Genomic DNA, 23,430 nt, shown 5'->3' with positions numbered 1-23,430 from the left:
CGGGTGCCGGGCCTCCTCCATCGATCCGAACGTCTTTGAGCTCTTCGATCAGGACGTGACCATCGCCCCCGCGCTCACCCGGCTGGGGGAGCACGGGGGCTTCGGACGACGGCCACGCAGGCGGCGGTCCTCGATCTCCTGGACGGCCCCCGCGGACGAGTCGTGGCCCGCCCGGCGTTCTAGGCTCTATTGCATGACCGAACAAGGAGTTCCGCACATCGCCCGTCCACGGGTCCTGGTGCTCGGGGTGTGTCCGGGCAGGCCGGGTGAACCGCCCTTCAGGATCATGGAGATCGACGGTCAGGTGGTCGGTGAGGCCAGGACCGTCACCGACGTACTGGAGGCCGCCGCCTCCCACGGCATCCCCATCCATGACCTGGACGACCCGGACGCGGTGTGCTGGGTGGGCGGCGGCAAGTACACCTGGACGCTGCACTGAGGCGACGGCTCAGCCGACCGTCCACTTCTGGTTGGCGCCGCCCGTGCAGGTCCAGATCTGCAGCCGGGTGCCGTTGGCCGAGTTGTTCCCGGTCACGTCGAGGCACTTGTCGGCCTGGGGATTGACGATGTCGTGCGCCGCCGAGACGGCCCACTTCTGGTTGGGGCCGCCCGTGCAGTCCCACAGCTGCACGGTCGAGCCGTCCGCCGTGCCGTTGCCGGTGACGTCCAGGCACTTGCCCAACGCCCGGATCGTGCTGTCCGAGCCGACGGTCCAGGCCTGGGCGGGGGTGCCGTTGCAGTCGTAGAGCTGGACCGGGGTGCCGTTGGCGGGGTCGGCGCCGGCCACGTCGACGCACTTGCCCGCGAGGCCCCGGATCGGGACCCCGGCCGCGCTGTCGCTCGCCGTCACCGACACCGAGTCGACCACCAGTTGCTGCGGGAACTGCGTGGAAGCGTCCGGGTCGCCCGGCCAGTAGCCGCCGACGGCCAGGTTCAGGATCAGGAAGAACGGCTTGTTGAACACCCAGGTCTTCCCGCCCAGGTCGGCGGGCGTGCGCCGCTGGTAGACGTTCCCGTCCACCGACCAGGTGATCGAGTCGGGCGCCCAGTCAACGGCGAAGGTGTGGAAGGCGTCCGCGAAGGCCTGTCCGCCCGGCAGGGAGTAGGCGGCGCCGATGCCGCCCGAGCCGGAGTAGCCGGGCCCGTGGATCGTGCCGTGCACGGTGGAGGGTTCGAAACCGACGTTCTCCATCACGTCGATCTCGCCCGAGTCCGGCCAGTTCACCGGGGTGCCGAGCATCCAGAACGCGGGCCACATCCCCTGGCCACGCGGGATCTTCATCCGGGCCTCGACATGGCCGTACTGTGCGTTGAACCTCCCGGCCGTGTTCAGCCGGGCCGAGGTGTACTGGCAGCTGCCGTACCAGCACTGGTAGCCCGCCGGGTTCTCCTTGCGGGCCGTGATCACCAGGTGGCCCTGGCCGTCCAGGGCCGCGTTCCTCGTGCCCGAGGTGTAGTACTGCCGCTCGTGGTTGTTGATGTTGTCACCGGTCTCCAGCGTCCACTTCGAACCGTCGACCGCCGAACCGGCGGGTCCGTCGAAGGTGTCGGAGAAGCTGGTGACGGCCGCGGCCGCCGGGGCGGCGGTCTGGGCCCGGGCCGGGCCGACGGCGGCCGAGCCGACCAGCGCGGCGGACAGGGCGGCGAGCAGACATCTGCGGAGCAGGCGTGGGGAGGCCATGGTTCTCCGTTCGGCGTGGGGGGTGTGATGCGTTCGGCGTGGGGGAGTGTGATGCCTCTTGATTTAAGAAGTGAGATAAGACGGCGTCAATACCTTGGTCCGGACCTTGCCTTGACGATCACTCAGCCGACGGCCTGCGCACCCGCGCGTGCACCGCGCGCCCGAGCCGCCGCCCCAGGACCAGCCAACCGATCAGCGCACCGGCCGTGTTGAGGATGACGTCGTCGATGTCGAAGGCCCGGCCGGTGACCAACGCCCCCTGGACCAGCTCCACCATCAGCATCACCAGGGCCGTGAGTGCCAGAACCTGGAGGACCCCCCGGGCGCGTGGGGCGAGGACCGGTACCAGTACTCCGAACGGGACGCCGAGCAGCAGGTTCCCGCCCAGCTGCTTGACCGCCTCCCGCATCTGCGCGTGATCGACGTAGGCCCGCAGGGAGCGGCCGGGGTGCAGGTTGCTGTGCGTCAGGTGCACCGACGCCGGGGACGGCTGCAGTGTGAGCCGGGCCAGGACGACCGCGAACGCCACCGTGAAGGCGAAGGCGACGAGCATGGCCAGCAGCCGGACGGGAAGAGGAAGCGCGTGCGGTGCGGGTCCCGGGCGGTCCTCCTCGGTCAGCGCCCGCTTCCTGGGGGAGCGCAAGACCGCGGGCAGGTGCAGGGCGGGACGGGACATTCGGTCCTCCAGTCTTCAACTTCCCAGTGTCGTAAGGCGCATACCCGCCGAACGGCCCGGGATGCCCCCGCCCGCACGGCACCGGGTGCGCACCGTCGGTTTCCGTTCACGCTCCCGGGGCACTCCGGCCTCGGGCCCGCGTGCCGCTGCCCTTCACACGCCCGGCGGTGCTTGGATGCCCCAAGCGGCGAATCGGACACAAGCCCGCACCGCCATGCAGAGCGGACAGAGGAGGTGGCGGATGACCCGGCGTACGGCCCCGCGTACGGCCCTGCTCGTGGTGGGCGAACTCCTGGCCTGGTGGGCCGGACTGGCCCTGCTGTGGCTGGTGTTCATCACGTCCGTCGACACGCTGGAGCGAATCGTCGGCGCGAGCGCCGCCGCCGTGGCGGCACTCCTGGCCCGGACCGGGCGGCGGGCGGTGACTTGGCGGTGAACGGCTGGATCCTCGCGGCCACCGTCGTGCTGGGCGCGGGAGGCGCGGCCGCCCTGTGGGGGGTGGCCACCGGCCCGCTGCCCCGCCGGGCGGTGGCCCAGAACCTGGCCACCTCCGTGGTCTGCCCGGCCCTGCTTCTGCTCTCCGAGGGCTACGGCCGCCCCTCCTACGTCGACCTCGCCCTGCTGATGGCCCTGCTGGGCCCGGTCGGCACCCTCGTCTTCGCCCGCCTGCTCGCCGACGAGCTGGAGGACGACCAGCCCCGCGCCTGGGGACTGACCTGGACCGCCGCCGGCCTGAGCGCGGTGGTCGTGGTCGCCGTGTGCGTGGCCACCGGTCCCGGCCGGGCGATGGCGAAACTGCTGGTGATCGGTGCCCTGCTGATCGCCGGCAACGTGATCGCCTCGCGGGCGCTGTCGGGCGGATTCCGGGGCGTGCGCGGTGGCTGACGCGGTGCCGGGTGTGGGGGAGGTACGGCATGACTGATGCGGTGATCGTCGTGGCCCTGCTCCTGGTGGCCGGCTGCGCCACCGCTGCCGTGGCCCTGCGCGACCCGGCCCGGCAGGCCCTGGTGTTGTCCCTGCTCGGAGTCGTCCTGGCCGCCCTGTTCACCGTGCTTCAGGCCCCGGACGTCGGCCTGTCGCAGCTGGCGGTGGGCTCCGCGCTCACCCCGCTGCTGATCATGCTGTCGGTGCGCAAGGTCAGACGGCGCGGCCGGACGAAGGACGGCACACGGTGAGCCGGCGGCTGCGGCTGTGGCTGCTGGCCGTCGGCGGCGCGGGAGTGGCCGCCCTGCTGGTCGCCGCCTGCCTCGACCTGCCCTCCTTCGGCGGCCGGTGGCACCCGTACGGCGAGCGGGCCGTGCGCGCCTCCCTGAGCCGGCACATCGCCAACACCGTCGCCTCCGTCAACTTCGACCAGCGCGCCTACGACACCCTCGGCGAGATGAGCATCCTGTTCGCCGCCGTCCTCGGCTGCGTGGTGCTCCTGCGCCAGGCAGGCGACGAGCACCGGGCACAGCCGGAGCCCGCCGAAGTGGCCCGGCCCGTCCGCCGCTACGCGCTCGTCGTGCTGCCCGTCGCCCTCCTCAGCGGCCTCTACGTCATCGCCCACGGCCAGCTCAGCCCCGGCGGCGGCTTCCAGGGCGGGGTCGTCGCCGCGACCGCCCTGCACCTGCTGTACCTCGGCGCCGACTACCGCGCCCTGGAACGCGTCCGTCCCCTCGGCCCGTACAAGACGGCCGACGCGCTCGCCGTCTGCGGCTACCTCGTCCTGGGCCTCGCCGGCATCCTCGCGGGCACCGCGTTCCTGGCCAACACGCTGCTGCCGTACGGCACCTTCAACACGCTGTCCTCCGGCGGCACCGTCCCGCTGCTGAACGCGGCCATCGGCATGGAGGTGGCGAGCGCGGTCGTCGTGCTGCTCGCGAGCTTCCTGGACCAGGCCGTCGAGATCGAGGAGGAGCCGGAGAGTTGAGATGGCCGTGATGCACGTCCTGCCCTACCTGGTGGCCGCCTACGTCTTCCTGACGGGCTGCTACGGCCTCGCCACCAGCCGCAACCTGATCCACTCCGTCGGCTGCCTGGCCGTGTGCCAGGCAGCCACGTACGTCCTGCTGCTGGCGGTCGGTTACCGCGACGGGGGCACCGCTCCGGTCTTCTCCGACATCAAGCCGGGCTCCCGGCCGGTCGTGGACCCCGTCGTGCAGGCCCTCACCCTCACCGACGTGGTCGTCGGCGCCACCGTCACCGCGCTGCTGCTCGCCCTCGTCCTGCAGATCGCCAAACGGCACGGCACGGTCGACCCCGACGAACTCAGAGAGCTGCGTGGCTGATGCCCCACCTGCTCCCGCTGCTCGTCGCCGTGCCGCTGCTCGGTGCCGCCCTGCTGGTCGCGGCGGACCGGCTGCTGCCCCGGCCCGCCGCCGAGATCACCGGCTGCGTGGTCTCCGGCGGCACGGCCGCCCTCGCCCTGGTGCTGCTCCTCAACTCCTCGCCACCCCTGGTGGAGTGGGTCGGCGGCTGGCGGCCCGTCGACGGCGAGAGCGTCGGCATCGTACTGGTCGGGGATGGTCCGGCGCTGGGCATGGCCGCGCTCGTCTCGCTGCTCACCCTGTCGGCGCTCGCCTACTCCTGGCGCTACTTCGACGAGCCGCCGCGCGGCCACGCGGGCTCCTTCCCCGCGCTGATGCTGGTCTTCCAGGGCGCCATGTGCGGCTTCGCGATCGCGGGCGACCTGTTCAACGCGTTCGTGTTCTTCGAGCTGATGAGCGTCGTCGCCTACGCGCTGACGGGCTACCGGATCGACGAAGCCAAAGCCGTACAGGGCGCGCTGACCTTCGGTGTCGTCAACTCCCTCGGCGCCTACGCGATGCTGATGGGCATCGGCCTGCTGTACGCCCGTACCGGCGAGCTGGCCATGACGAAGATCGGGCGGGGCATCGACAACGCGGCCACCCAGAGCGGCCCGGACGCCCTCGTCCTCGCCGCCTTCGTGCTGGTCCTGACGGGGCTGCTGGTGAAGGCGGCCGCCGTTCCCTTCCACTTCTGGCTCCCCGACGCGCACGCGGTCGCCCCCACCCCGGTGTGCATGCTGCTGTCCGGCGTCATGGTCGAGCTCGGCTCCTACGGCGTCTGGCGCGTGTGCAGCACCGTCTTCGCCGGACCCGGTGGCATCCCCGCCGCCGACCTGACCCGGGCCCTGGTGACACTCGGGGTCCTCACCGCCGCGATCGGCTCCGTCATGTGCTGGTACCAGCGGCACATCAAACGGCTGCTGGCCTACTCCACGATCGCGCACACCGGTCTGTTCCTCGTCGGCCTCGGTGTGCTGACCCCCGAGGGGGATGACGGGATCGCGCTGTACATCGTCGGGCACGCCTGCGTGAAGGCCGCCCTGTTCGCCTCCACCGGCGCCCTCCTCGACCGCTACGGCAGCGTCGACGAGCACGCCCTGCACGGCCGGGCCCGCGCCCTGCGCGGCTTCGGGGTGATGTTCGCGATCGGCGGGCTCGCCCTCGCGGGACTGCCGCCGTTCGGTACGGCGCTCGGCAAGGCGATCGCGGAGGAGGCGGTCGGCGGCCCGCTCACCGTGGTCTACGTGGCCGCCTCCGCGATCACCGCGGGCGCCGTCCTGCGCGTCACCGGCCGGGTTTTCCTGGGCCTCGGACCGCGCCCGCGGGACGCCGACTACGAGACCAGCGGTTCCGACGAACGGCCCGAGACCCGCGGCATCCTCCGCCGCATCCCCGACTCCATGACCGCGGTGCCGGCCGTACTGCTCGCCGCCGCCTTCGCCGTCGGCGTGGCCCCCGGCTTCGGCGGGCTGGTGGCCCGCTCGGTCAACGAGGCCGGGTCGGGCGGCGCCCACGCCTTGGCCCACTGGACGCTGGAGGGCATCCTGCTGGGCCTGCTCTCCGCCCTGCTCGCCGTGGGCCTCGCCGCCCTCGCCGTGACCCGTCCGCGCCGGGTGGCCGCCCCCGACTGGGCGCTGCCGCTGCGCCGCCTGCAGTCGGGCCACGTCGGCGACTACGTGGCCTGGCTGCTGTTCGGCGCCACCGTGCTGGGCGCGCTGGTCCTGCCGGGGCTACTGGGCGGCTGACCGGCGGGCGCGGATCAGGGCCCGTACGAGACGTGCACCTCCTTGAAGCCGAGGGAACGCAGCAGTCCCTGCAGCATGCCGGTGGTGTTGGTCTCGGCCCGCGTGGTCAGCCCGCTGTCCTTCGCGGCCGCGCCGATGTGCTTCACGGCGAGCTTCTGCACCGCCTGCTCGCTGTTGGGGTTGCCCGAGAACAGGTCGCCGAGCCGGTCGAGCAGGCCGCGCTGCTTGGACACGGCGTAGGAACGGTCGGGATCGAGGGCCGGTTTGCCGAGGCGGGCGTGCGGCAGCCGGAGGGTGGCCGAGGTGCGGTCGCCGTTGACCGACACGTCCTTGTCCCCGACCTGGCCGAGGTCGACGTAGGCGTCCACGGTGCCCGCCCCGACGTACAGGGTGCGGCTGCCGCGGATCGCGTCGGGCAGGTACTTGGCGTCCTTCTCCAGGTCCACGACGACCTGGAAGTTGCCGGAGGCGGCATCGTAACGGCTCATGTCCTGGATGGACTTGAGGAGTGCGGGGCCGGAACGGTCGTGCGATTCGGTGCCGAACAGGTCCTTGATGCCCGGGAGTACGGCCAGTCTGATGCCCGCGAACAGCACCACGAGCACCAGCACGAGCGCGGTCACCACCTTGGCCCAGCCGGGCATGCGCCGGGGCGGGCGCCTGACGGAAGTCGTCATGTCGACGCTCCTCCTTCCTGCTGACCGGATGCCCGCCGAACGCCCCGCCAGACCGCCGATGCGGCCGAATGGCACCCAACGACGTACGAGCCGGGCCGGTCCCCGCACCAGAGGGGCCGGCGGTCGGGAGGTGGCCCCAGTGGCCGGGAGCGGTCGGATCGGGCCACGGTTCGCACCCCCACGCAGTGCGGAATTGCTGGTGGGAGAGGTGCCGCCAGTAGCATGACCGGCGCCAGCCCGTGTTGATCATGCGAGGAGCGGACCGTGCGAGACATCGCCGTCTTCAGTGGCAGTGCCCATCCCGAACTGGCTCAGGAGGTCTGCGCGCACCTCGGCGTGCCGCTCAGTCCGACCCGGGTCAGCCGGTTCGCCAACGACTGCCTGGAGGTACAGCTCCAGGCCAACTGCAGGGAGCGGGACGTCTTCCTGATCCAGCCGCTGGTCAAACCGGTGCAGGAGCACCTGGTCGAACTGCTGCTGATGTGTGACGCGGCCCGGGGCGCCTCCGCGGGCCGGATCACGGTCGTCATGCCGCACTACTCCTACGCCCGCTCCGACAAGAAGGACGCGCCCCGCATCTCCATCGGCGGGCGGTTGGTCGCCGACCTGATGGTGACGGCGGGCGCGAGCCGGGTCCTCGCCATGACCCTGCACGCGCCGCAGGTGCACGGGTTCTTCTCGGTGCCGGTGGACCACCTGCACGCGCTGGGCGAACTGGCCGCGCACTTCCGGCAGTACGACCTCACGCGCACCACGGTCGTCTCCCCGGACCTCGGCAACGCCAAGGAGGCCGCCGCCTTCGCCCGGCTGATCGGCGCGCAGGTGGCGGCCGGCGCCAAACAGCGGTTCGCGGACGACCGGGTGAGCATCAGCTCCGTCATCGGCGACGTCAACGACCGGGACGTGATCGTCCTGGACGACGAGATCGCCAAGGGCAGCACCGTGCTCGAACTCCTCCAGCGGCTGCGGGATTTGGGCCCACGCTCGATCCGGGTGGCGTGCACGCACGGGCTGTTCGCGGCCGGTGCCCTCAAGCGGCTGAGCGAGCAGCCCGACGTGCTGGAGATCGTGTGCACCAACACCGTGCCGGTGCCCCAGGACGAGCACACCGACAAGCTGCGCGTCCTGTCCATCGCCCCGGCCCTCGCCGAGGCCGTACGCCGTATTCACAACGGCGAGTCGGTCAGCGCCCTGTTCGAGGAGCCGCGCAACGCCTAGACATGCCGGCCCGGGCAGTCGAGATCAGTTCCGCTGCCGGCGGGCCCGCTTCAGCTCGCGGTCGACGGCCCAGGCGTCGGCGACCGGCCCGAGGTGGCCGAGCTTGTCGGGATTGATCACCGCGCGGATGGCTCCAATCCGGCCGTCGAGCACATCGAGGACCAGGGTGTGCAGGACCCTGCCGTCCCGGTCGCGGAAGATCGCGCCGGGCTGGCCGTTGACCTCGTGCGGCTCGAACGTCACGTCGATCCGGAGCAGCCAGGGGACGACCGCGCCCAGCACCCGGGCCACGTTCTCCGCGCCCACGACGGCCTTGGCCAGCTGCGGGGCCTTGCCGCCGCCGTCGCCGACGAACTGCACGTCGGCGGCGAGCAGATCCCGCAGGCCGCCCACGTCGCCGTCCGTCAGCGCGTCGAAGAACCGCGTCGCGAGCTCCTGCCGCTCCCGCCGGTCCGCCTCGAACCGCGGCCGCCCGGCCTCCATGTGCCGTCGCGCCCGCACCAGCAGTTGCCGGCACGCCGCCTCCGACCGCCCCACCGCAGCGGCGACCTCGTCGAACCCGAAGGCGAACACCTCCCGCAGCACGAACACCGCCCGCTCCAGCGGGCTGAGCCGCTCCAGCAGCACCAGCGCCGCCATCGACACCGAGTCGGCCAGCTCCGCCGAACGCGACGGATCCTGATACGGATCGCTAAGCAGCGGCTCGGGTAACCACGGCCCGACATACTCCTCCCGCCGCACCCGGGCGGAACGCAGTACATCGATCGAGATCCGGGTCACCGTGGCCGACAGAAAGGCCTTGGTCGACCTGGGCCGGGTCGCCGAGCCGTCGAAGCGCAGCCACGTCTCCTGCACCGCGTCCTCGGCCTCACTGACGCTGCCCAGAATCCGGTAGGCGATCGAAAACAGCAGTGGCCGCAACTCCTCGAAGTCCTCGACCTGGTGCACGCCGGACACCCCTCCGCTCGAAGCCCTCCCACCCGGCCGTACTCGCAGGCGCGGGCATCTTCCCGGTGATCGGCCACCGACGCCGGTCAGCGGAACCGGCCGGGCTCGTAGGTGCCGGCCGGCTGCTCGGTGATGATGTTCAGCCGGTTGACCATGTTCATGAAGGAGATCAGCGTCACCAGGGCGGTGAGCTGCTCCTCGTCGTAGTGCTTGGCGGCGCACGCCCACACCTCGTCGCCGACCCCGCCGGCCGCGTCCGCGACCCGGGTCCCTTCCTCCGCCAGCTCCAGCGCGGCACGCTCGGCCTCGGTGAAGACCGTGGCCTCCCGCCACGCCGCGACCAGGTGGAGCCGCACCGGGGTCTCTCCGGCGGCGGCGGCCTCCTTGGTGTGCATGTCGATGCAGACGGCGCAGCCGTTGATCTGGCTCACGCGCAGCGCCACCAGTTCCTGCGTCGCGGCCGGCAGTGGCGAGTCCTTGAGGGCCTTGCCCGCCGACATGACGTACTTGAGGGCCTTGCCTGCGGTCGGGCCGGCGAAGTAGTTCAGTCGCGCGTCCATGGTGTGCTCCTCCGTGGTCGTCCGTGGCTACACCCCTGAGACGGGGTGGCCCGACCCTCTGTGACATGGACGAATGTGACCTGCGTCTCCCTGTCGGTGCGCGTCAGCCGTGGGGCATCGTCGGTAACCGCTCTCACAGCGAACCGGACGTGGCCTCGGACTGTGCCACGGCCGCGTCCAGGGTCGGCTGCGGCGGCAGCAGCCGGGACAGGCCGGTGACCCGGAAGACGCGCAGGGTCAGCGGGTGGGTGCACACGAGGTGCAGCCGGCCGCCCCGCTCCAGCACCCGGCTGCGGGCCCGGTACAGCAGGCGCAGGCCCGAGCAGTCGAAGAACTCGACGGACCGCAGGTCGATCACGATGCTCACGCCGGGCCGGTCGGTGGCCCGGTCCAGGGCGGGGGCGATCTCGGTCGCCGCCGCGATGTCGATCTCACCGCGGAACTCCAGCACCGTGTGCCCGCGTTCCTCGCGGATGCGCAGATGCCGGGTGGGCGACGTGGGCTCCTGCTGCACGACGGCACCACCTCCCACGCACGCGCCTGGAAACCGTTTCCCGACCGTCAAGTTACCCGCGATAGAAGGAATTTGAGCATGTTCGATTGACATATGTCTTCGAGTTTGGCGCCGCGTGTCGTTCTGTGATGCGGAAGACAGGGTTCGACAGCCTGCGAAGGCGCTGCGACAGCGGGTGCTACGCCTTCGACGCCGGCATCGTCGGGATCGCCCCACCCGGCCCGGGCTCACGTTCCGAGCCCGGCGGTTCAGTCCACGAGCAGGACCAGCTTGCCCGTCGTCCGGCCGGTGTCGCCCAGCTCGTGCGCCTCGGCGGCATCGGCCAGCGGGAAGGTCCCCGCGATCGTGGCCCGCAGTCTGCCCTGCTCCACCAGGTCCGCGACGGCCCGCATGCCGGACCGGTCGGCGTCCACCAGCATCCGCACCGCCCGGACGCCGAGCCGCTCGGCCTCGTCGTGGAAGTCCCTGTCGCCGACCGGCAGGATCGACACCACGATGCCGCCGGGGCGCAGCACCCGCAGGGACCGCACGGAGGTCTCGCCGCCCAGCGTGTCCAGGACGACGTCGACGTCCCGCACCGCCTCGGTGACGTCGGTGGACCGGTAGTCGATCGTCTCGTCCACGCCGATCTCCCGCAGGAAGTCGTGCTTCCCGGCGCTCGCCGTGCCGATCACATACGCCCCGTGCGCCTTGGCGATCTGCACGGCCACGTGCCCGACCCCGCCGGCCGCCGCGTGGATCAGCACCCGCCGGCCGGGCTGCAGGCCGGCGTGCTCGGTCAGCGCCTGCCAGGCGGTCAGGGACACCAGCGGCAGGGCGGCCGCCTGGATGTGGTCGATCGAGGCCGGTTTGTGCGTCAGGGCACGGGCCGGGACGGTGACGTACTCGGCGTGCGAGCCGTGGCCGAAGGGGTAGGGGAGCATGCCGAAGACCTCGTCGCCCGGTTCGAAGGCGGCCACCCCGATCCCCGTCTCCGCCACCTCGCCGGAGACGTCCCAGCCGAGGACGAACGGCGGCTCGCCGAGGAACCCGCCGGTCGCCCGGTGCTTCCAGTCGGTCGGGTTGACCCCGGCGGCCCGCACCCGGACCAGCACCTCGTTCGGGCGCGGCGCCGGTCGCTCCACCCGTACTTCCTTCAGGACCTCGGGACCGCCGAGGACATCCTGGCTGATGGCACGCATCGTGTTCACCTGACTCATGGTCACCCAGCCTGCCCGGGTCCGCCCGTCCGGGAAAGTGCATGATGCCCGGCCGGCGGGTGCTGATCCACGCGGCGGCCCGCGGGGTGACCTTCCGGCAAGCCCGCCGAACGTTCCGGTCCCACGCCGTAGTCGCAGGAGCGCAGGCGGCGGACCCGACGGCTGGGCCGCGTCGGACGGCGGTGACACGCCCGAGGAGGGGCTGAAGCTCTACTTCGGCATGTTCCAGCCCGTGCAGCCCGACCGCGGCTACCGGGTGGAGCGCCAGGAGGCCGACCGGGTGCTGTACTCCTTCGACGTGAAGGGGCGCCCCAAGGTGGCCGTCGTCGTGGCCAAGGACCAGAAGCACCGCCCCGGTTGGGGCCCGGAGACGAACGCCTCCTGCGATCCCGCCGAACTCCCGGCCAGGTACGCGGCCGCCCAGGGCTGGGAGGTGTGAACGGACGCCCACGGCCAACGGGTACCGGTGGGCCGGCTCGGCAGTTCCACCGGCCCGGAACACTGCGGCTGGCAGTCGGCCCGCTTCCTCGCCCTGGGCGACCGGACGTACGTCCGCGACCCCGAGGGCGTGCTCGGCCGTGACGGCCTGCTCAGGGCGCCGTACCGTGGGCATGTCGGCATGCCGGCGGGTGCCCGCGACACCGGATACCACTACCGCGGTCGGCACCTGTGGCTGACGGACGGCCGGGACACGGCCTACGTCCGCACGTCCGCCGGAGTGGAGGCCCGGCCCCTGGCGAAGCACGGTGTCGGCTGCACATGACCGGTCACCGGCTCTGGTGCAGCGCGACCAGCAACTGCCACACCTGGTCCGCCACTGCGTCCGGAGCGGCCGCCAGCAGCCCGTGCAGCCAGTCCGCGAGGACCCCCGCGAAGGTCGCCGCCACCGCCGAAGCGACCAGCGGGGCGTCGGCCGCACCGGCCAGTTCCCGCTCGGCCAGGCTGCGGGCCCGCAGGTCCCGGTGCAGCACCCGGCCGAGCGGCCCGCCGCCGCCCGGCGCGAGCAGCGACCGGTACAAGGCCGCGTGCGGGGCCAGGCCGGAGAAGAACTCCCGCAGCGCCGGCGGGGCGTTGACCGGATCCGGCCGCCCCCGCCAGGCGTGCAGCGCGTCCACCGCCTGCCGTACCACGTCCGCGCACGCGTCGACCGCCAGCGCCTCAAGACCGTCGTAGTGCACATAGAACGTGGCCCGGCCCACCCCGGCCCGGCGCACCAGCGCGGTCACGCCGACCTCCTCCAGCGGGCGCTCCGCACACTCGGCGAGCAGAGCGGCGCGCAGCCGGGCGCGGGTGCGCGCGGCCCGCGGGTCCTCCTGCGACGCCCGGCTCATCGTGCGGCGAGGACGGCCGCCAGGGCGAGCGCGCCGGGCAGCGCCTGGGCGAACAGGATGCGGCGGCTGGCCGTGACGGCGCCGAACACGCCCGCCACCACGACGCACGACAGGAAGAACACCTGCACCCGGAACCCGGTCGGGTCGGCCGCGACGAGCCCCCACACCAGGCCGGCCGCCAGGAAGCCGTTGTACAGGCCCTGGTTGGCGGCCAGCGGCGCGGTCGCCCGAGCCATCTCCGGATCGAACCCGTGCAACCCCCGACCCGGCTTCTTCTGCCACAGGAACATCTCCAGCACCAGGATGTACGCATGCAGCGCGGCCACCAGGCCGACCAGTAGATTCGCCACGATCTCCATGACCAGCGAGCCTCCCCTTCTTGGACAGGTGTCCAGGATAACCAGACACCTGTCCAAGTTTTGCCCGGGGGTCGGCGCACCCCGGCGCAGCTCCCGCGCCCGAACCGCGGCGCAGAGGCGCTTGTCCGTGCCGTACCTGTGTGCCGTTGACGAACGAGCCCCTCACGCCTCGGCAGCCGCGTACTCCCGCTCGCCCCCCCCACATAGGTGAGCGCCACCGCGGTCTGCGCGATCGCCTCCGGCGGCCCGGCGAACGGATCGCGGTCCAGTACGACCAGATCGGCGAGCGCTCCGACGGCCACCCGGCCGCCGTCGTCCAGGTGGTTCACGTAGGCCGACCCGGCCGTGTGTGCGGCTCGTGCGCGGCCCACAGCGGCTGGATGTCGGCGGTGGCGCCGAGCCGGGCGAAGCGCGGCACGTCGTCCGGGCGCACCACCTGCAGATGCGCCAGATGCGGCCGGGTGTCGCTCGGCCTGTTGGCGGTCCGGGCCGCCTCGACGGCGTCCAGCGCGTCGCGTACGGCCCGGTCGCCCAGCGCGTGGAAGTGGCACTGGAAGCCGAGAGCGTCCAACTCGGTGACGTACTTCGGCAGTTGCCCCGGATCGAGGAATCTCTTGCCGCGGTTGGCGGTGGCACAGCCGCACCTGTCCAGGTAGGGGTCCAGCAGCGCGGCCGTGTGGTTCTCGGTGATCCCGTCCAGCATCAGCTTCACGGTGCCCGCGCGGAACCGGCGGTGGCTGAACGCGGCTCGCTTCTGGACGAGTTCGGCAATCTGCTCGGCCCCCCGCTCCCGGTCCCACCACAGTGCGCCGGTCACCCGCGCGGTGAGCGAGCCGTCCCGGGCCGCCGTCAGATACGCCCCGGCCGGATCGTCCATGCCGAGGAAGTCCCCGACCAGCGTGTCCTGCCAGGCGGTGATGCCGAGCGCGTGCAGACGCCGCTGGGCGTGCAGCATCGCGGCCGGCCGGTCCGCCGCGGTGGCGGCCGGTGCCAGCCGGCCCACCAGTTGCATCGCGCCCTCCTGCAGGGTGCCGCTCGGCTCGCCCGAGGCGTCCCGCTCGATCCGCCCGTCGGCCGGATCGGGCGTGTCCCGGTCGATGCCGGCCGGCGCCGGCGCGCGGCTGTTGACCCAGGCACCGTGGTGGTCCCGGTTGCCGCCCGGACACGCCTCGACGCCTTCCGTGCGCAGACGGAAGGCTGACGGTCACACTGGAGGGCGTTCGCACGTCACACGTGTGCGACCCATCCCGAGGAGGCCGTACGACCATGACCCCGCCGCCCGCCCGAACCGCCGAGCAGCGCAAGAAGGACACCCTCCACCGGCTGGAGCACGAGGTGGACGCCTGGGTCGCCACCGCGGGCGAGGACGGCGGCGCGCCCCATCTCGTCCCCCTGTCGTTCGTCTGGGACGGTGCGACCCTGCTGATCGCCACCCCGGCCGCGAGCCCCACCGGACGCAACCTCGTGGCCACCGGCAGGGCCCGCCTGGGCATCGGACCGACCCGGGACGTCGTCATGGTCGAGGGCACCGTCCGGGCCGTGGCCCCGGAGGACCTGCCCGAGGAGGACGCCGAGGTCTTCGCCGGCAAGACCGGCTTCGACCCGCGCCGACTGGCCACCCCCTACCTGTACTTCACCATCCTCCCGCAGCGCATCCAGGCCTGGCGCGAGGAGAACGAGCTGGACGGACGGGAGTTGATGCGCGACGGAGCGTGGCTGGTGGCCGACTGAATCCGGCGGACGGGGATATCCGCAGGGAAAAGGACGGAATCCCCGGGAGGAAGCATGCCCCTCGTGACCGCGGGCGTCGTGGTGCTCGACTGCGCCGAACCCGAGAAACTAGCCGAGTTCTACAAGGAGTTGCTGGACGCCCGGGAGACGGACGCGTCCGCCAACCTGGTGGAGGTCAGGGGCGTCGACGGCTTCCGGATCGCCTTCCGGCGCGACACCAACGCGACCCCGCCGAGCTGGCCGCGACCGGAGAACTCGCTCCAGGCACACCTGGACTTCCTGGTCGAGGACCTGGACGAGGCGGAGCGCAGGGTGGTCGGGCTCGGCGGCCGGCCGCTGGAGACGCGCGACGCGCCGGGCCCGTACGAGGAGCGCGGCTACTCCGACCCGGCCGGCCACTCCTTCACCCTGCGCCTCGTCCCGCCCATGGCACCCAAGCAGGGCTGAGCGCGCCCGCTCCGCCCGGACTCAGTCCCGGCCGCCCTTGTCGGCGGCCGGCCACACACCCGTCGACCGTGCGATGGCCTTGGCTCCCGTGCGGTCGACGGCGCTGCGCACCACCGCGAAGATGGCGCCCTGGACCGCCGCCGCGAGCAGGATCTCGCCCCAGCTGCGGTCCGGGTCCAGCGCGTCGGGCGCGTCCTCCTCGTGCCGGATCGCCATCCACGCCTTGCGGAAGGCCATCCCGGCCAGCGCCCCGCCCGCCCAGCTGAGCACGAAGCCGACCGGCTGGTAGACAACGGGCAGTTTCCTCTTCTTGTTCTTCTTCGCCATGCTGCACTCCTTCCTCGTCAGGGGACTCTCATGCCGGGCGACCTCGAGCCGCCACCTGTTCGCCCGGGGGCACCGGACCCGGCGGCGTCCCGTCCCCGAACGGCCGGCCGCCCAGTTCCTCCCGGTGGTGCGGGGTCAGCCAGCCGGCGAGATCGGGGCCCAGCGGCACGATGCCGGTGGGATTGATGCCGGTGTGCACCCGGTAGTAGTGCCGCTTGATGTGGTCGAAGTCGACCGTGTCGCCGAAGCCGGGCGTCTGGAAGAGGTCCCGGGCGTACGCCCACAGCACCGGGTTCTCGGCCAGCTTCCAGCGGTTGCACTTGAAGTGGCCGTGGTAGACGGCGTCGAACCGGACCAGCGTGGTGAACAGCCGGATGTCCGCCTCCGTGATCGTGTCGCCGACCAGATAGCGCTGCCCGGCCAGCCGCTCGGCGAGCACTTCCAGCCGCCGGAAGATCGCCGCGCACGCCTCCTCGTACGGCGCCTGGTGCGTGGCGAACCCGGCCCGGTACACGCCGTTGTTCACGTCCTCGTAGACCTCCGCCATCACCGCGTCGATCTCGTCGCGCCGGCCGGCCGGATAGAGGTCCGGCGCGCCCTGGCGGTGCAGGGCCGTCCACTCGGTGGCCAGGTCCAGGGTGATGTGCTGGTAGTCGTTGGTGACGAGGCGGCCGCTGGGCACGTCCACGACGGCGGGCACGCTCACCCCGCCCGGGTGGTCCGTCTCCCGCTTGTCGTAGGCCTCGCTGAGGAACCGGATGCCGAGCACCGGGTCCCGGCCCTCCGGATCCAGCGTGAACCGCCAGCTGCGGTCGTCCTGGATCGGGTCGGCGACGGCCATCGGCAGCGCGTCCTCCAGGCCCAGCAGCCGGCGCGAGATCACCGCCCGGCTCGCCCACGGGCAGGCACGGGAGACCACCAGACGGTACCGCCCGGCCGCCACGGGCCAGCCGTCCCGGCCGTCCGCGGTGATCCGGTCCGTGAAGTGGCTCCTGGACCGGGTGAACGTCCTGTGGCCGTACGCCGCGTTGCCGTCGCCGTCCATCTCTCCTCCTCGCCGCGCTCGGGCGCTCCGGGGAGACGCGTTCCCCGTTTTCCGCCGTCGGCACGGTGTGATCCGCCGGGGCCGGGGCAGTCGGCGATAGGTGAGCGGGACATCCTCGGAACGGGACAGGGCCGCGCGGGCGGCCGAGGACGTGACCGGTACGGCGAGCACGGGGGCGCGTACACCGGGCGCAGCGGACAGGACGGGAACGGCAACAGTGCCCCCAACCGAAAACCCACCACCCTCGACCGACCGACCAGCGCCTCCCACCCCACCGACCCCTCCCGCCGACGCAGCGCCTCGGACGTCGGACCCGGCCGCCGGTGCCGGGCCTCACGCATCCGACCCGGCCGCCGGTGCGGAGCCGTCGTCGCACGCGGCGCCCGATCGCACTCCGTCCCGTGCCGGAGCCGGTGCGTCCGACGCACCGCGTGACGGGAACGGGAGGGCGGGCTCGGCGGCCGACCGCCATACCCGGGTCACCGTGCTCGTGGCGCTCTGTGCCAATCTGGTGATCGCCGTGGCCAAGGCCGCCGGCGGTGTGCTCGCCGGTTCGCCCGCGCTGCTGTCGGAGGCCGCGCACTCGGTCGCCGACAGCTTCAACGAGGTCTTCCTGCTGGCCGCGCTGCGCCGCAGCAACCGTCCGGCCGACCGACGGCACCCCTTCGGCTACGGCAAGGAGCGGTTCTTCTGGTCCCTGCTCGCGGCCGTCGGGATCTTCGTCATGGGCGGCTGCTTCTCCTTCTTCCAGGGCTTCGAGGCCCTCCACAACGGCGCCGAGGAGAAGTTCAGCGGCTATGTGGCGGGCCTGATCGTGCTGGGCGTGGCACTCATCGCCGAAGGCGTCTCGCTGCTGCGGGCGCTGTACCAGGTGCGCCGGCAGGGCGGAGCCAAGGCCGGCCTGCGGGATCCGGCGCTGCGCACGGTGGTCGCCGAGGACGGCACGGCGGTGGTCGGCGTGACCCTCGCCATCATCGGCATGGCCCTGCACATGGTGACCGGTCAGGTCGTGTGGGAGGCCTCCGCCTCGCTGGCGATCGGTGTGCTGCTGGTGTACGTCGCCTACCGGTTGGGCCGCGACGCCCGCGACCAGCTCATCGGCGAGGCCGCCGATCCGGAGGTGAGCGGCAGGATCCGGGCCCTGCTGAACGCCCAGCCCGAGATCGACAGCGTCGAGGCGCTGTTCACGATGAAGATGGGTCTCGACTCCACGCTGGTGGCCGCCCGTATCGACCTCGCGCCGGGCCTGGACAGCGAGCGGGTCGAGGAGGTCGCCGTCCGTATCAAGCGCTCCATCACGCGGGCGGTTCCCGCCGCCGACCAGATCTTCCTCGACGTGACCGACGGGCCGGCGGGCGAGGCACGACAGGGCCCCGCCGCGACGGGGGAACGCGGCGGGGCCTGACGCACGAGTGCCCGTCGGGAAGCGGGAACATGCGCCCGGACACAGATTTTTCTAAAAGGAACCGCTTCCCGGCCGGAATCAGCTCTCGTCGAGGGGCTCCACGACGAACACCGGGATCTCCCGGGAGGTCTTCTTCCGGTAGTCCGCATACGGCGGGTAGGCCGCCACGGCCCGCTCCCACCACTGCGCCTTCTCCGCGCCGGTGACCTCACGGGCCCGCATGTCCCGCTTGACCGGCCCGTCCTGCAGTTCCACGTGCGGATCGGACTTCACGTTGAAGTACCAGACGGGATGCTTGGGCGCACCGCCGAGCGAGGCGACCACGGCGTACTTCCCCTCGTGCTCCACCCGCATCAGCGGCGTCTTGCGGATCTTTCCGCTCCGCGCGCCCCGGGTGGTCAGGACGACGACCGGCATACCGGTGTCCATGAGCGTCGTCCCCTTCGTCCCGCCGGAGCTCTCGTACAGCTCGACCTGTTCGCGCACCCACTGCGTCGGGCTCGGCTCGTACTCGCCCTCAAGTGGCATGGGATCCGTCTCCTTCGTCGGTCCAACGGCTTACTGCGGCCAGCTACAACACCCGCTGCTGCCCGAATCATCCGTACCGCGCGCCAGTTCGCCCGGGTGGGTGATTACCTCGCGGGTCATCGTGCCGCCCGGGGCCCCTCGGGCACAGTGGTCCCCGTGGTGATGACCACACGCCCGCCGTATCCGGCCGAGAGAGAGGGCAGGACCGTCGTGTTCGCCAGCCGCACCACCCCGACCCGCTCCGTCGTGGAGGAACTGCTCCGCAGGATCGGCCAGGGCGACCCCGAGCGGATCGGTGAGCTCTACGCGGAGCACGGCGACTGGAAGCTGAGCTGGCCGGAGGACGAGCACGGCCGCGCCGACACCCCCTGGATCCGGCACCGCTCCACCCGCGCCGACGCCGTCGCCCACTACCGGGAGCTGGCCGCCCACCACGTCCCCGAGAAGGCGGACACCCGCATCGAGCGCATCCTGGTCGACGGCGACGACGCGGTCGTCCTCGGCGCCATCCGGCAGACGGCCGAACCGACCGGCCGCTCCTACGCCGCCCGGTTCGCCCTGCACCTCACCGTCCGGGACGGCCTGGTCGTACGCCACCACGTGTACGAGGACAGCCTCGCCGTCGCCCGCGCCTTCGCACCGGGCACCTAGGCACTTTCGCACCAGGCCCGAGGACTCACAGGGGCCCTGACCCGCCGACGGTCAGCCGGGTGCCACGGTCATCCGTACCGCCAGCACCAGGATCAGCCCGCTGGCGAGCAGCGCCGTCGCCAGCCGCCCCCGCCGTCCGGTGAGGGCGCGGCCGAGCAGGGCGCCGCTGCCGGCCAGCAGCAGCTGCCAGCTCGCGGACGCGGCGAAGGCCGCCAGCACGAACACGGCCCGCTCCAGCGGCCGTACGGCGTCCGCGGTGCTGGTGCCGAGTACCAGCGCGGCGAAGTAGATCACCGTGACGGGGTTGAGAAGAGTGATCCCGAGGAGGCCGAGATACGCGCGTGCCGCGCCGGGAACCGGCCGCTCGGGGCGGCTGGAGTGCCGGCGGGCACGGTACTGGCGCAGGGCGAGGATCGCGCCCCACAGCGCGAGGACGCCGAGGACCAGGGCCGAGGCCCAGCGCAGCGGGGTCAGCAGCGGCCGCATCGCCGCCGCCAGGGCCGAGCCCCCGGCCGCGGCGAGCAGGGCGTAGAGGCCGTCGGCCGTGGCGACACCGAGTGCGGCGCAGGCGCCGGTGCGCAGCGAGGTGCGGGCGGTGAGGGAGACGAGATAGGTCCCGACCGCGCCGACGGGTACGGCGATGCCGTAGCCGGCGAGCAGGCCCGCGAGGAGCGCGGCCGTCACGGGCGTGCGGGATCGGGCCTCCGGGGACGCCCGGACTGCTGCTGGTCCCGCACCGGAGGGACGGCGGTGACGGTCGGCGGCACAATGGTGTGGGTAAGCAACATGGCCAGATCCTGGGGCCGCCGCCACCACGGCGGCAAGCGAATATCGGCGCGTTCCCGCCCCCGCTGACCGCGTTCTTCGGCCAGATCGCCCCGATCACCGATCTGGCCGAACTTGCCGTCGTGTCATAGGTGCCTCGGGCATCTAATGAAGATCGGCACGACGCACTTCTTCGTCTGCGAGGTCTTTCCATGACGGAACTGACGGACATCACCGGCCCGGCGACCCCGGCCGAACCCGTCGCCTTCCCCCAGGACCGCACCTGCCCCTACCACCCGCCCACCGGATACGACCCGCTGCGCGACGGGCGAGCCCTGTCCCGCGTCACCCTCTTCGACGGCCGTGAGGTCTGGATGGTCACCGGCCACGCCACCGCACGCGCGCTGCTCGCCGACCCCCGCCTGTCCACCGACCGCACCCGCCCCGGCTTCCCCACGCCCACCGCCCGCTTCGCGGCCGTCCGCGACCGCCGGGTCGCGCTGCTCGGCGTGGACGACCCCGTGCACCACACGCAGCGGCGGATGATGGTCCCGTCGTTCACCCTCAAGCGCGCGACCGCACTGCGGCCCACGATCCAGCGGATCGTCGACGGTCTCCTGGACGCCATGATCGAGAAGGGGCCGCCGGCCGAACTGGTCTCCGCCTTCGCCCTGCCCGTGCCGTCCATGGTGATCTGCGGTCTGCTCGGAGTGCCCTACGCCGACCACGAGTTCTTCGAGGAGCAGTCCCGCAGGCTGCTGCGCGGCCCCACGGCCGCCGACACCCAGGAGGCGCGCGAACGGCTCGAGGCGTACCTCGGCGACCTGATCGACAGCAAGGCGCGGCAGGAGGAACCGGGAGACGGCGTCCTGGACGACCTCGTCCACCACCGGCTCCGCCAGGGTGCGCTGGACCGGGCAGAACTGCTCTCGCTGGCCGTCATCCTGCTCGTCGCCGGCCATGAGACGACCGCCAACATGATCTCCCTCGGCACCTACACCCTGTTGCAACACCCCGACCGGCTGGCCGAGTTGCGCGCCGATTCGGCGTTGCTGCCCGCCGCCGTCGAGGAGTTGATGCGGATGCTGTCCATCGCGGACGGCCTGCTGCGGGTGGCGCTGGAGGACATCGAGGTCGCCGGCACCACGATCCGGGCCGGCGAGGGCGTGCTCTTCGCGACCTCGGTCATCAACCGCGACGCGGCCCAGTACGACGATCCCGACACCCTGGACTTCCACCGCTCCGCCCGTCATCACGTGGCCTTCGGCTTCGGTATCCACCAGTGTCTGGGCCAGAACCTGGCCCGCGCGGAACTGGAGATCGCCCTCGGCACCCTGCTGCGGCGGTTGCCCGGCCTCCGGCTGGCCGCACCCGCCGATGACATCCCCTTCAAACCCGGCGACACGATCCAGGGGATGCTGGAACTCCCCGTGACCTGGTAAGAGGCTCAGCCCATGCACATCGACATCAACATCGACAAGGACGTCTGTATCGGCGCGGGCCAGTGCGCGCTGGTCGCGCCGGGCGTGTTCACCCAGGACGACGACGGCTACAGCACTCTGCTCCCCGGCCGCGAGGACGGCGCGGGCGACCCGATGGTCCGGGAGGCGGCCCGCGCCTGCCCGGTCGGCGCGATCACGGTGACCGGGGCGGCCGGCTGAGGCCGGCTCAGCCGACGGCCGCCACCAGCACTCCGGCCGCCTCGCGGGCCTCGGCCGCCGGCTGGGTGCTCCCGGTGATGCCCGCCGTGACCATGGCCCCCTCGGCCAGCAGGAACAGGGGGCCGGTCAGCGTCGCGGGCAGTCCCGCCCCGGTCACCAGCGAGGCGAGGTAGCCCCGGAACGCCTCCTTGTGCGCCCGCACCTGCTCCGCCACCCGGGCCGAGCCGGCGCCCAGCTCCCCGTACGCGTTGATCCACGCGCACCCGCGGAAGCCGCCCTCGCCGAACCATCCCTCCAGCCAGTCGAAGACGGCCGGGATCCGCTCGCGCGGGTCCGGCTGCCGTTCCACGTGCTCGGCGAGCCGCCGCCGCCAGCGCTGGTCCCGCCGTTCCAGATACGCCTCGACGAGCTGCTCCTTGGTGGGGGACAGCTGGTAGAGGCGCTAGAGCGACACGCCCGAGGCGCCGCGCAGCTCGTCCATGCCCACGGACTGGATCCCGCGGGCGTAGAACAGCCGCTCCGCGGCGTCGAGCGCCTGCTCCCGGGCGACCGCGCTGTCCATCTGGGGCACCATCACTCCTTGACCAGAGAACGAGCGTTCTCCTGCGGTAGCAGCCTGCTGGAGAACGCTCGTTCTCCGATGTCGTCCGAGGCGAGGAGCACACCATGACCGACCGATCGCCCCTGCCGCCCTTCACCCGGGAGACCGCCGCGCAGAAGGTCCAGGCTGCCGAGGACGCCTGGAACACCCGCGACCCGCACCGGGTGGCGCTCGCCTACACGGAGGACTCGGTCTGGCGCAACCGCGACACCTTCGTCACCGGCCGCGCCGAGATCGTCGCGTTCCTCACCGCCAAGTGGCAGCGCGAGCGGGACTACGCGCTGCGCAAGGACCTGTGGGCCTTCGACGGCAACCGCATCGCCGTCCGCTTCCAGTACGAGTCCCGGGACGCCGACGGGCAGTGGTGGCGGTCCTACGGCAACGAACTGTGGGAGTTCGACGAGCACGGTCTGATGAGCCGGCGGGAGGCGAGCATCAACGACGTACGCATCGAGGAGGAGCAGCGGCGCATCCGCGAACCGCGGCCCGAGGCCGAGCGGGGGCTGTCCTTCCCGCTTCAGTAGGGTGCCCGGATGACCGCACAGGCCGAGAAGCCCTTCCTGTACGTCGTCGTCTGCGCGGCCGGCATCGCCGCCGGTGTCGGCGAACTGATCACCGCCGCCCAGGAACGCGAGTGGGAGGTCGGGGTCATCGCCACGCCGGTCGCCATGGGCGGCTTCTTCGACACCGCCGCCGTCGAGGCTCTGACGGGCCGCCCGATACGGTCCGCCTGGCGCTCCCCGGCCGACCCCCGGCCGTTCCCGCCGCCGGACGCCGTGGTGGTGGCGCCCGCCACCTTCAACACCGTCAACAAGTGGGCGGCCGGCCTGGCCGACACCCTCGCCGTCGGCACGCTGTGCGAGGCCGCCGGGCTGGGCGTGCCGATCGCCGTCCTGCCCTGTGTGGCCGACGCGCTGGCCGCCCACCCCGCCTACCAGGACAGCCTGAGACGCCTGCGCGGGATGGGCGTCCGCTTCGGCGAACCGTACTCCGGCATGCCCCAAGAGGACGGTGTGCGGCCGGAGTTCCCCTGGGAGAGCGCGCTGGACCTGCTGCAAACCCGCTGAGGG

Annotated in this window: 31 protein-coding genes and 2 pseudogenes; 18 read left to right on the top strand and 15 right to left on the bottom strand. The window is 72.3% G+C overall.

Annotated features, from left to right (window positions below):
• The first annotated feature begins 193 nt into the window (after window positions 1-193).
• On the top strand, window positions 194-439 hold the full coding sequence (locus tag ACFZDC_RS02260; protein ID WP_391319458.1) for a hypothetical protein: 246 nt from the start codon (window positions 194-196) through the stop codon (window positions 437-439).
• A gap of 9 nt (window positions 440-448) precedes the next feature.
• Here the strand turns inward: ACFZDC_RS02260 and ACFZDC_RS02255 are convergent, their stop codons facing one another.
• Both ACFZDC_RS02255 and ACFZDC_RS02250 read right to left on the bottom strand, forming a co-directional pair.
• Window positions 449-1,681, bottom strand: coding sequence for a ricin-type beta-trefoil lectin domain protein (locus ACFZDC_RS02255; RefSeq protein ID WP_391319457.1), 1,233 nt, complete (start codon window positions 1,679-1,681; stop codon window positions 449-451).
• Window positions 1,682-1,799: 118 nt separating this feature from the next.
• The gene (locus ACFZDC_RS02250) at window positions 1,800-2,357 is read right to left on the bottom strand and encodes a VanZ family protein (protein WP_391319456.1); all 558 of its coding nucleotides are present in this window, start codon (window positions 2,355-2,357) and stop codon (window positions 1,800-1,802) included.
• 241 nt (window positions 2,358-2,598) lie between these two features.
• Between ACFZDC_RS02250 and ACFZDC_RS02245 the strand changes: the two genes are divergently transcribed.
• The 6 genes from ACFZDC_RS02245 to ACFZDC_RS02220 are packed head-to-tail and all read left to right on the top strand — an operon-like array spanning window position 2,599 to window position 6,393.
• Window positions 2,599-2,793: a hypothetical protein gene (locus ACFZDC_RS02245; protein WP_391319455.1), complete on the top strand. Its 195-nt coding sequence runs from the start codon at window positions 2,599-2,601 to the stop codon at window positions 2,791-2,793.
• A complete protein-coding gene (locus ACFZDC_RS02240) occupies window positions 2,790-3,242 on the top strand; it encodes a monovalent cation/H+ antiporter complex subunit F (protein ID WP_391319454.1) in 453 nt (150 codons plus the stop codon). Before ACFZDC_RS02245 ends, ACFZDC_RS02240 begins: the two co-directional genes overlap by 4 nt.
• Before the next feature lie 29 nt (window positions 3,243-3,271).
• Window positions 3,272-3,532, top strand: a complete 261-nt coding sequence (locus ACFZDC_RS02235; protein ID WP_391319453.1) for a hydrogenase subunit MbhD domain-containing protein — start codon at window positions 3,272-3,274, stop codon at window positions 3,530-3,532.
• The gene (locus ACFZDC_RS02230; RefSeq protein ID WP_391319452.1) at window positions 3,529-4,269 is read left to right on the top strand and encodes an MnhB domain-containing protein; all 741 of its coding nucleotides are present in this window, start codon (window positions 3,529-3,531) and stop codon (window positions 4,267-4,269) included. Before ACFZDC_RS02235 ends, ACFZDC_RS02230 begins: the two co-directional genes overlap by 4 nt.
• 10 nt (window positions 4,270-4,279) lie before the next feature.
• Window positions 4,280-4,627 (top strand): NADH-quinone oxidoreductase subunit K, encoded by a 348-nt coding sequence (locus ACFZDC_RS02225; protein WP_391319713.1) that lies wholly within the window; start codon window positions 4,280-4,282, stop codon window positions 4,625-4,627.
• On the top strand, window positions 4,627-6,393 hold the full coding sequence (locus tag ACFZDC_RS02220; protein ID WP_391319451.1) for a proton-conducting transporter membrane subunit: 1,767 nt from the start codon (window positions 4,627-4,629) through the stop codon (window positions 6,391-6,393). The genes ACFZDC_RS02225 and ACFZDC_RS02220 overlap by 1 nt, the downstream gene beginning before the upstream one ends.
• Before the next feature lie 14 nt (window positions 6,394-6,407).
• On the opposite strand, the gene ACFZDC_RS02215 is transcribed toward ACFZDC_RS02220, so the two are convergent.
• Window positions 6,408-7,070 carry a DUF4230 domain-containing protein gene (locus ACFZDC_RS02215; protein WP_391319450.1) on the bottom strand — a complete coding sequence of 221 codons (663 nt, stop codon included), beginning with the start codon at window positions 7,068-7,070 and terminating at the stop codon, window positions 6,408-6,410.
• A 264-nt stretch (window positions 7,071-7,334) separates the two neighbouring features.
• Between ACFZDC_RS02215 and ACFZDC_RS02210 the strand changes: the two genes are divergently transcribed.
• Window positions 7,335-8,288 (top strand): ribose-phosphate diphosphokinase, encoded by a 954-nt coding sequence (locus ACFZDC_RS02210; protein ID WP_391319449.1) that lies wholly within the window; start codon window positions 7,335-7,337, stop codon window positions 8,286-8,288.
• 24 nt (window positions 8,289-8,312) lie between these two features.
• Here ACFZDC_RS02210 and ACFZDC_RS02205 read toward each other — a convergent pair whose 3' ends face one another.
• The 4 genes from ACFZDC_RS02205 to ACFZDC_RS02190 form a co-directional block, all read right to left on the bottom strand.
• Window positions 8,313-9,236, bottom strand: coding sequence for an RNA polymerase sigma-70 factor (locus ACFZDC_RS02205; protein ID WP_391319448.1), 924 nt, complete (start codon window positions 9,234-9,236; stop codon window positions 8,313-8,315).
• 86 nt (window positions 9,237-9,322) lie between these two features.
• On the bottom strand, window positions 9,323-9,796 hold the full coding sequence (locus tag ACFZDC_RS02200) for a carboxymuconolactone decarboxylase family protein (protein WP_391319447.1): 474 nt from the start codon (window positions 9,794-9,796) through the stop codon (window positions 9,323-9,325).
• Window positions 9,797-9,929: 133 nt separating this feature from the next.
• The gene (locus ACFZDC_RS02195) at window positions 9,930-10,310 is read right to left on the bottom strand and encodes an anti-sigma factor antagonist (RefSeq protein ID WP_391319446.1); all 381 of its coding nucleotides are present in this window, start codon (window positions 10,308-10,310) and stop codon (window positions 9,930-9,932) included.
• A gap of 248 nt (window positions 10,311-10,558) precedes the next feature.
• Complete coding sequence (locus ACFZDC_RS02190; protein ID WP_391319445.1) at window positions 10,559-11,509, bottom strand: zinc-binding dehydrogenase; 951 nt, start codon at window positions 11,507-11,509, stop codon at window positions 10,559-10,561.
• 220 nt (window positions 11,510-11,729) lie between these two features.
• On the opposite strand from ACFZDC_RS02190, the gene ACFZDC_RS02185 reads away from it, so the two are divergent.
• Window positions 11,730-11,948 carry a hypothetical protein gene (locus ACFZDC_RS02185; RefSeq protein ID WP_391319444.1) on the top strand — a complete coding sequence of 73 codons (219 nt, stop codon included), beginning with the start codon at window positions 11,730-11,732 and terminating at the stop codon, window positions 11,946-11,948.
• Window positions 11,949-11,975: 27 nt separating this feature from the next.
• Window positions 11,976-12,272: a hypothetical protein gene (locus ACFZDC_RS02180; protein WP_391319443.1), complete on the top strand. Its 297-nt coding sequence runs from the start codon at window positions 11,976-11,978 to the stop codon at window positions 12,270-12,272.
• Between the two features lie 4 nt (window positions 12,273-12,276).
• On the opposite strand, the gene ACFZDC_RS02175 is transcribed toward ACFZDC_RS02180, so the two are convergent.
• The 3 genes and pseudogenes from ACFZDC_RS02175 to ACFZDC_RS02165 all read right to left on the bottom strand — a co-directional run.
• Window positions 12,277-12,840, bottom strand: coding sequence for a TetR family transcriptional regulator (locus ACFZDC_RS02175; protein WP_391319442.1), 564 nt, complete (start codon window positions 12,838-12,840; stop codon window positions 12,277-12,279).
• Window positions 12,837-13,199: a DUF1304 family protein gene (locus tag ACFZDC_RS02170; RefSeq protein WP_391319441.1), complete on the bottom strand. Its 363-nt coding sequence runs from the start codon at window positions 13,197-13,199 to the stop codon at window positions 12,837-12,839. The genes ACFZDC_RS02175 and ACFZDC_RS02170 overlap by 4 nt, the downstream gene beginning before the upstream one ends.
• A gap of 162 nt (window positions 13,200-13,361) precedes the next feature.
• Window positions 13,362-14,352: pseudogene (locus ACFZDC_RS02165) on the bottom strand (amidohydrolase); the annotation flags it as partial.
• A gap of 113 nt (window positions 14,353-14,465) precedes the next feature.
• Here ACFZDC_RS02165 and ACFZDC_RS02160 point away from each other — a divergent pair.
• Together ACFZDC_RS02160 and ACFZDC_RS02155 are read left to right on the top strand one after the other, a co-directional pair.
• Window positions 14,466-14,930, top strand: coding sequence for a pyridoxamine 5'-phosphate oxidase family protein (locus ACFZDC_RS02160; RefSeq protein WP_391319440.1), 465 nt, complete (start codon window positions 14,466-14,468; stop codon window positions 14,928-14,930).
• Between the two features lie 54 nt (window positions 14,931-14,984).
• Window positions 14,985-15,377 (top strand): VOC family protein, encoded by a 393-nt coding sequence (locus ACFZDC_RS02155; protein WP_391319439.1) that lies wholly within the window; start codon window positions 14,985-14,987, stop codon window positions 15,375-15,377.
• Between the two features lie 21 nt (window positions 15,378-15,398).
• Here the strand turns inward: ACFZDC_RS02155 and ACFZDC_RS02150 are convergent, their stop codons facing one another.
• Together ACFZDC_RS02150 and ACFZDC_RS02145 are read right to left on the bottom strand one after the other, a co-directional pair.
• On the bottom strand, window positions 15,399-15,704 hold the full coding sequence (locus tag ACFZDC_RS02150; protein WP_391319438.1) for a DUF4235 domain-containing protein: 306 nt from the start codon (window positions 15,702-15,704) through the stop codon (window positions 15,399-15,401).
• A gap of 28 nt (window positions 15,705-15,732) precedes the next feature.
• Window positions 15,733-16,749 carry a glutathione S-transferase C-terminal domain-containing protein gene (locus ACFZDC_RS02145; protein ID WP_391319437.1) on the bottom strand — a complete coding sequence of 339 codons (1,017 nt, stop codon included), beginning with the start codon at window positions 16,747-16,749 and terminating at the stop codon, window positions 15,733-15,735.
• Between the two features lie 484 nt (window positions 16,750-17,233).
• Between ACFZDC_RS02145 and ACFZDC_RS02140 the strand changes: the two genes are divergently transcribed.
• Complete coding sequence (locus tag ACFZDC_RS02140; RefSeq protein ID WP_391319436.1) at window positions 17,234-18,154, top strand: cation diffusion facilitator family transporter; 921 nt, start codon at window positions 17,234-17,236, stop codon at window positions 18,152-18,154.
• A gap of 78 nt (window positions 18,155-18,232) precedes the next feature.
• Here ACFZDC_RS02140 and ACFZDC_RS02135 read toward each other — a convergent pair whose 3' ends face one another.
• The gene (locus ACFZDC_RS02135; RefSeq protein ID WP_391319435.1) at window positions 18,233-18,682 is read right to left on the bottom strand and encodes a nitroreductase/quinone reductase family protein; all 450 of its coding nucleotides are present in this window, start codon (window positions 18,680-18,682) and stop codon (window positions 18,233-18,235) included.
• A gap of 162 nt (window positions 18,683-18,844) precedes the next feature.
• Between ACFZDC_RS02135 and ACFZDC_RS02130 the strand changes: the two genes are divergently transcribed.
• Entirely contained in the window at window positions 18,845-19,333 is a 489-nt protein-coding gene (locus ACFZDC_RS02130; protein ID WP_391319711.1) for a nuclear transport factor 2 family protein, read from the top strand.
• Between the two features lie 51 nt (window positions 19,334-19,384).
• Here the strand turns inward: ACFZDC_RS02130 and ACFZDC_RS02125 are convergent, their stop codons facing one another.
• Window positions 19,385-20,017, bottom strand: coding sequence for a LysE family transporter (locus ACFZDC_RS02125; protein WP_391319434.1), 633 nt, complete (start codon window positions 20,015-20,017; stop codon window positions 19,385-19,387).
• Window positions 20,018-20,310: 293 nt separating this feature from the next.
• On the opposite strand from ACFZDC_RS02125, the gene ACFZDC_RS02120 reads away from it, so the two are divergent.
• A complete protein-coding gene (locus ACFZDC_RS02120) occupies window positions 20,311-21,540 on the top strand; it encodes a cytochrome P450 (protein WP_391319433.1) in 1,230 nt (409 codons plus the stop codon).
• A gap of 12 nt (window positions 21,541-21,552) precedes the next feature.
• Window positions 21,553-21,759, top strand: coding sequence for a ferredoxin (locus tag ACFZDC_RS02115; RefSeq protein WP_391319432.1), 207 nt, complete (start codon window positions 21,553-21,555; stop codon window positions 21,757-21,759).
• A 7-nt stretch (window positions 21,760-21,766) separates the two neighbouring features.
• On the opposite strand, the pseudogene ACFZDC_RS02110 reads toward ACFZDC_RS02115, so the two are convergent.
• Window positions 21,767-22,321, bottom strand: a pseudogene (locus ACFZDC_RS02110) (TetR/AcrR family transcriptional regulator).
• Between the two features lie 104 nt (window positions 22,322-22,425).
• On the opposite strand from ACFZDC_RS02110, the gene ACFZDC_RS02105 reads away from it, so the two are divergent.
• Together ACFZDC_RS02105 and ACFZDC_RS02100 are read left to right on the top strand one after the other, a co-directional pair.
• Window positions 22,426-22,884, top strand: a complete 459-nt coding sequence (locus ACFZDC_RS02105; protein ID WP_391319431.1) for a DUF1348 family protein — start codon at window positions 22,426-22,428, stop codon at window positions 22,882-22,884.
• 9 nt (window positions 22,885-22,893) lie between these two features.
• Complete coding sequence (locus ACFZDC_RS02100; RefSeq protein ID WP_391319430.1) at window positions 22,894-23,427, top strand: flavoprotein; 534 nt, start codon at window positions 22,894-22,896, stop codon at window positions 23,425-23,427.
• Window positions 23,428-23,430: the final 3 nt, after the last annotated feature.

Origin of the sequence: Streptomyces sp. NPDC007905 (assembly GCF_042959345.1) — a bacterium.
GTDB lineage: Bacteria > Actinomycetota > Actinomycetes > Streptomycetales > Streptomycetaceae > Streptomyces.
The sequence above is the reverse complement of the archived record's forward strand: the minus strand, read 5'-3'. Positions and strand labels throughout refer to the sequence as shown.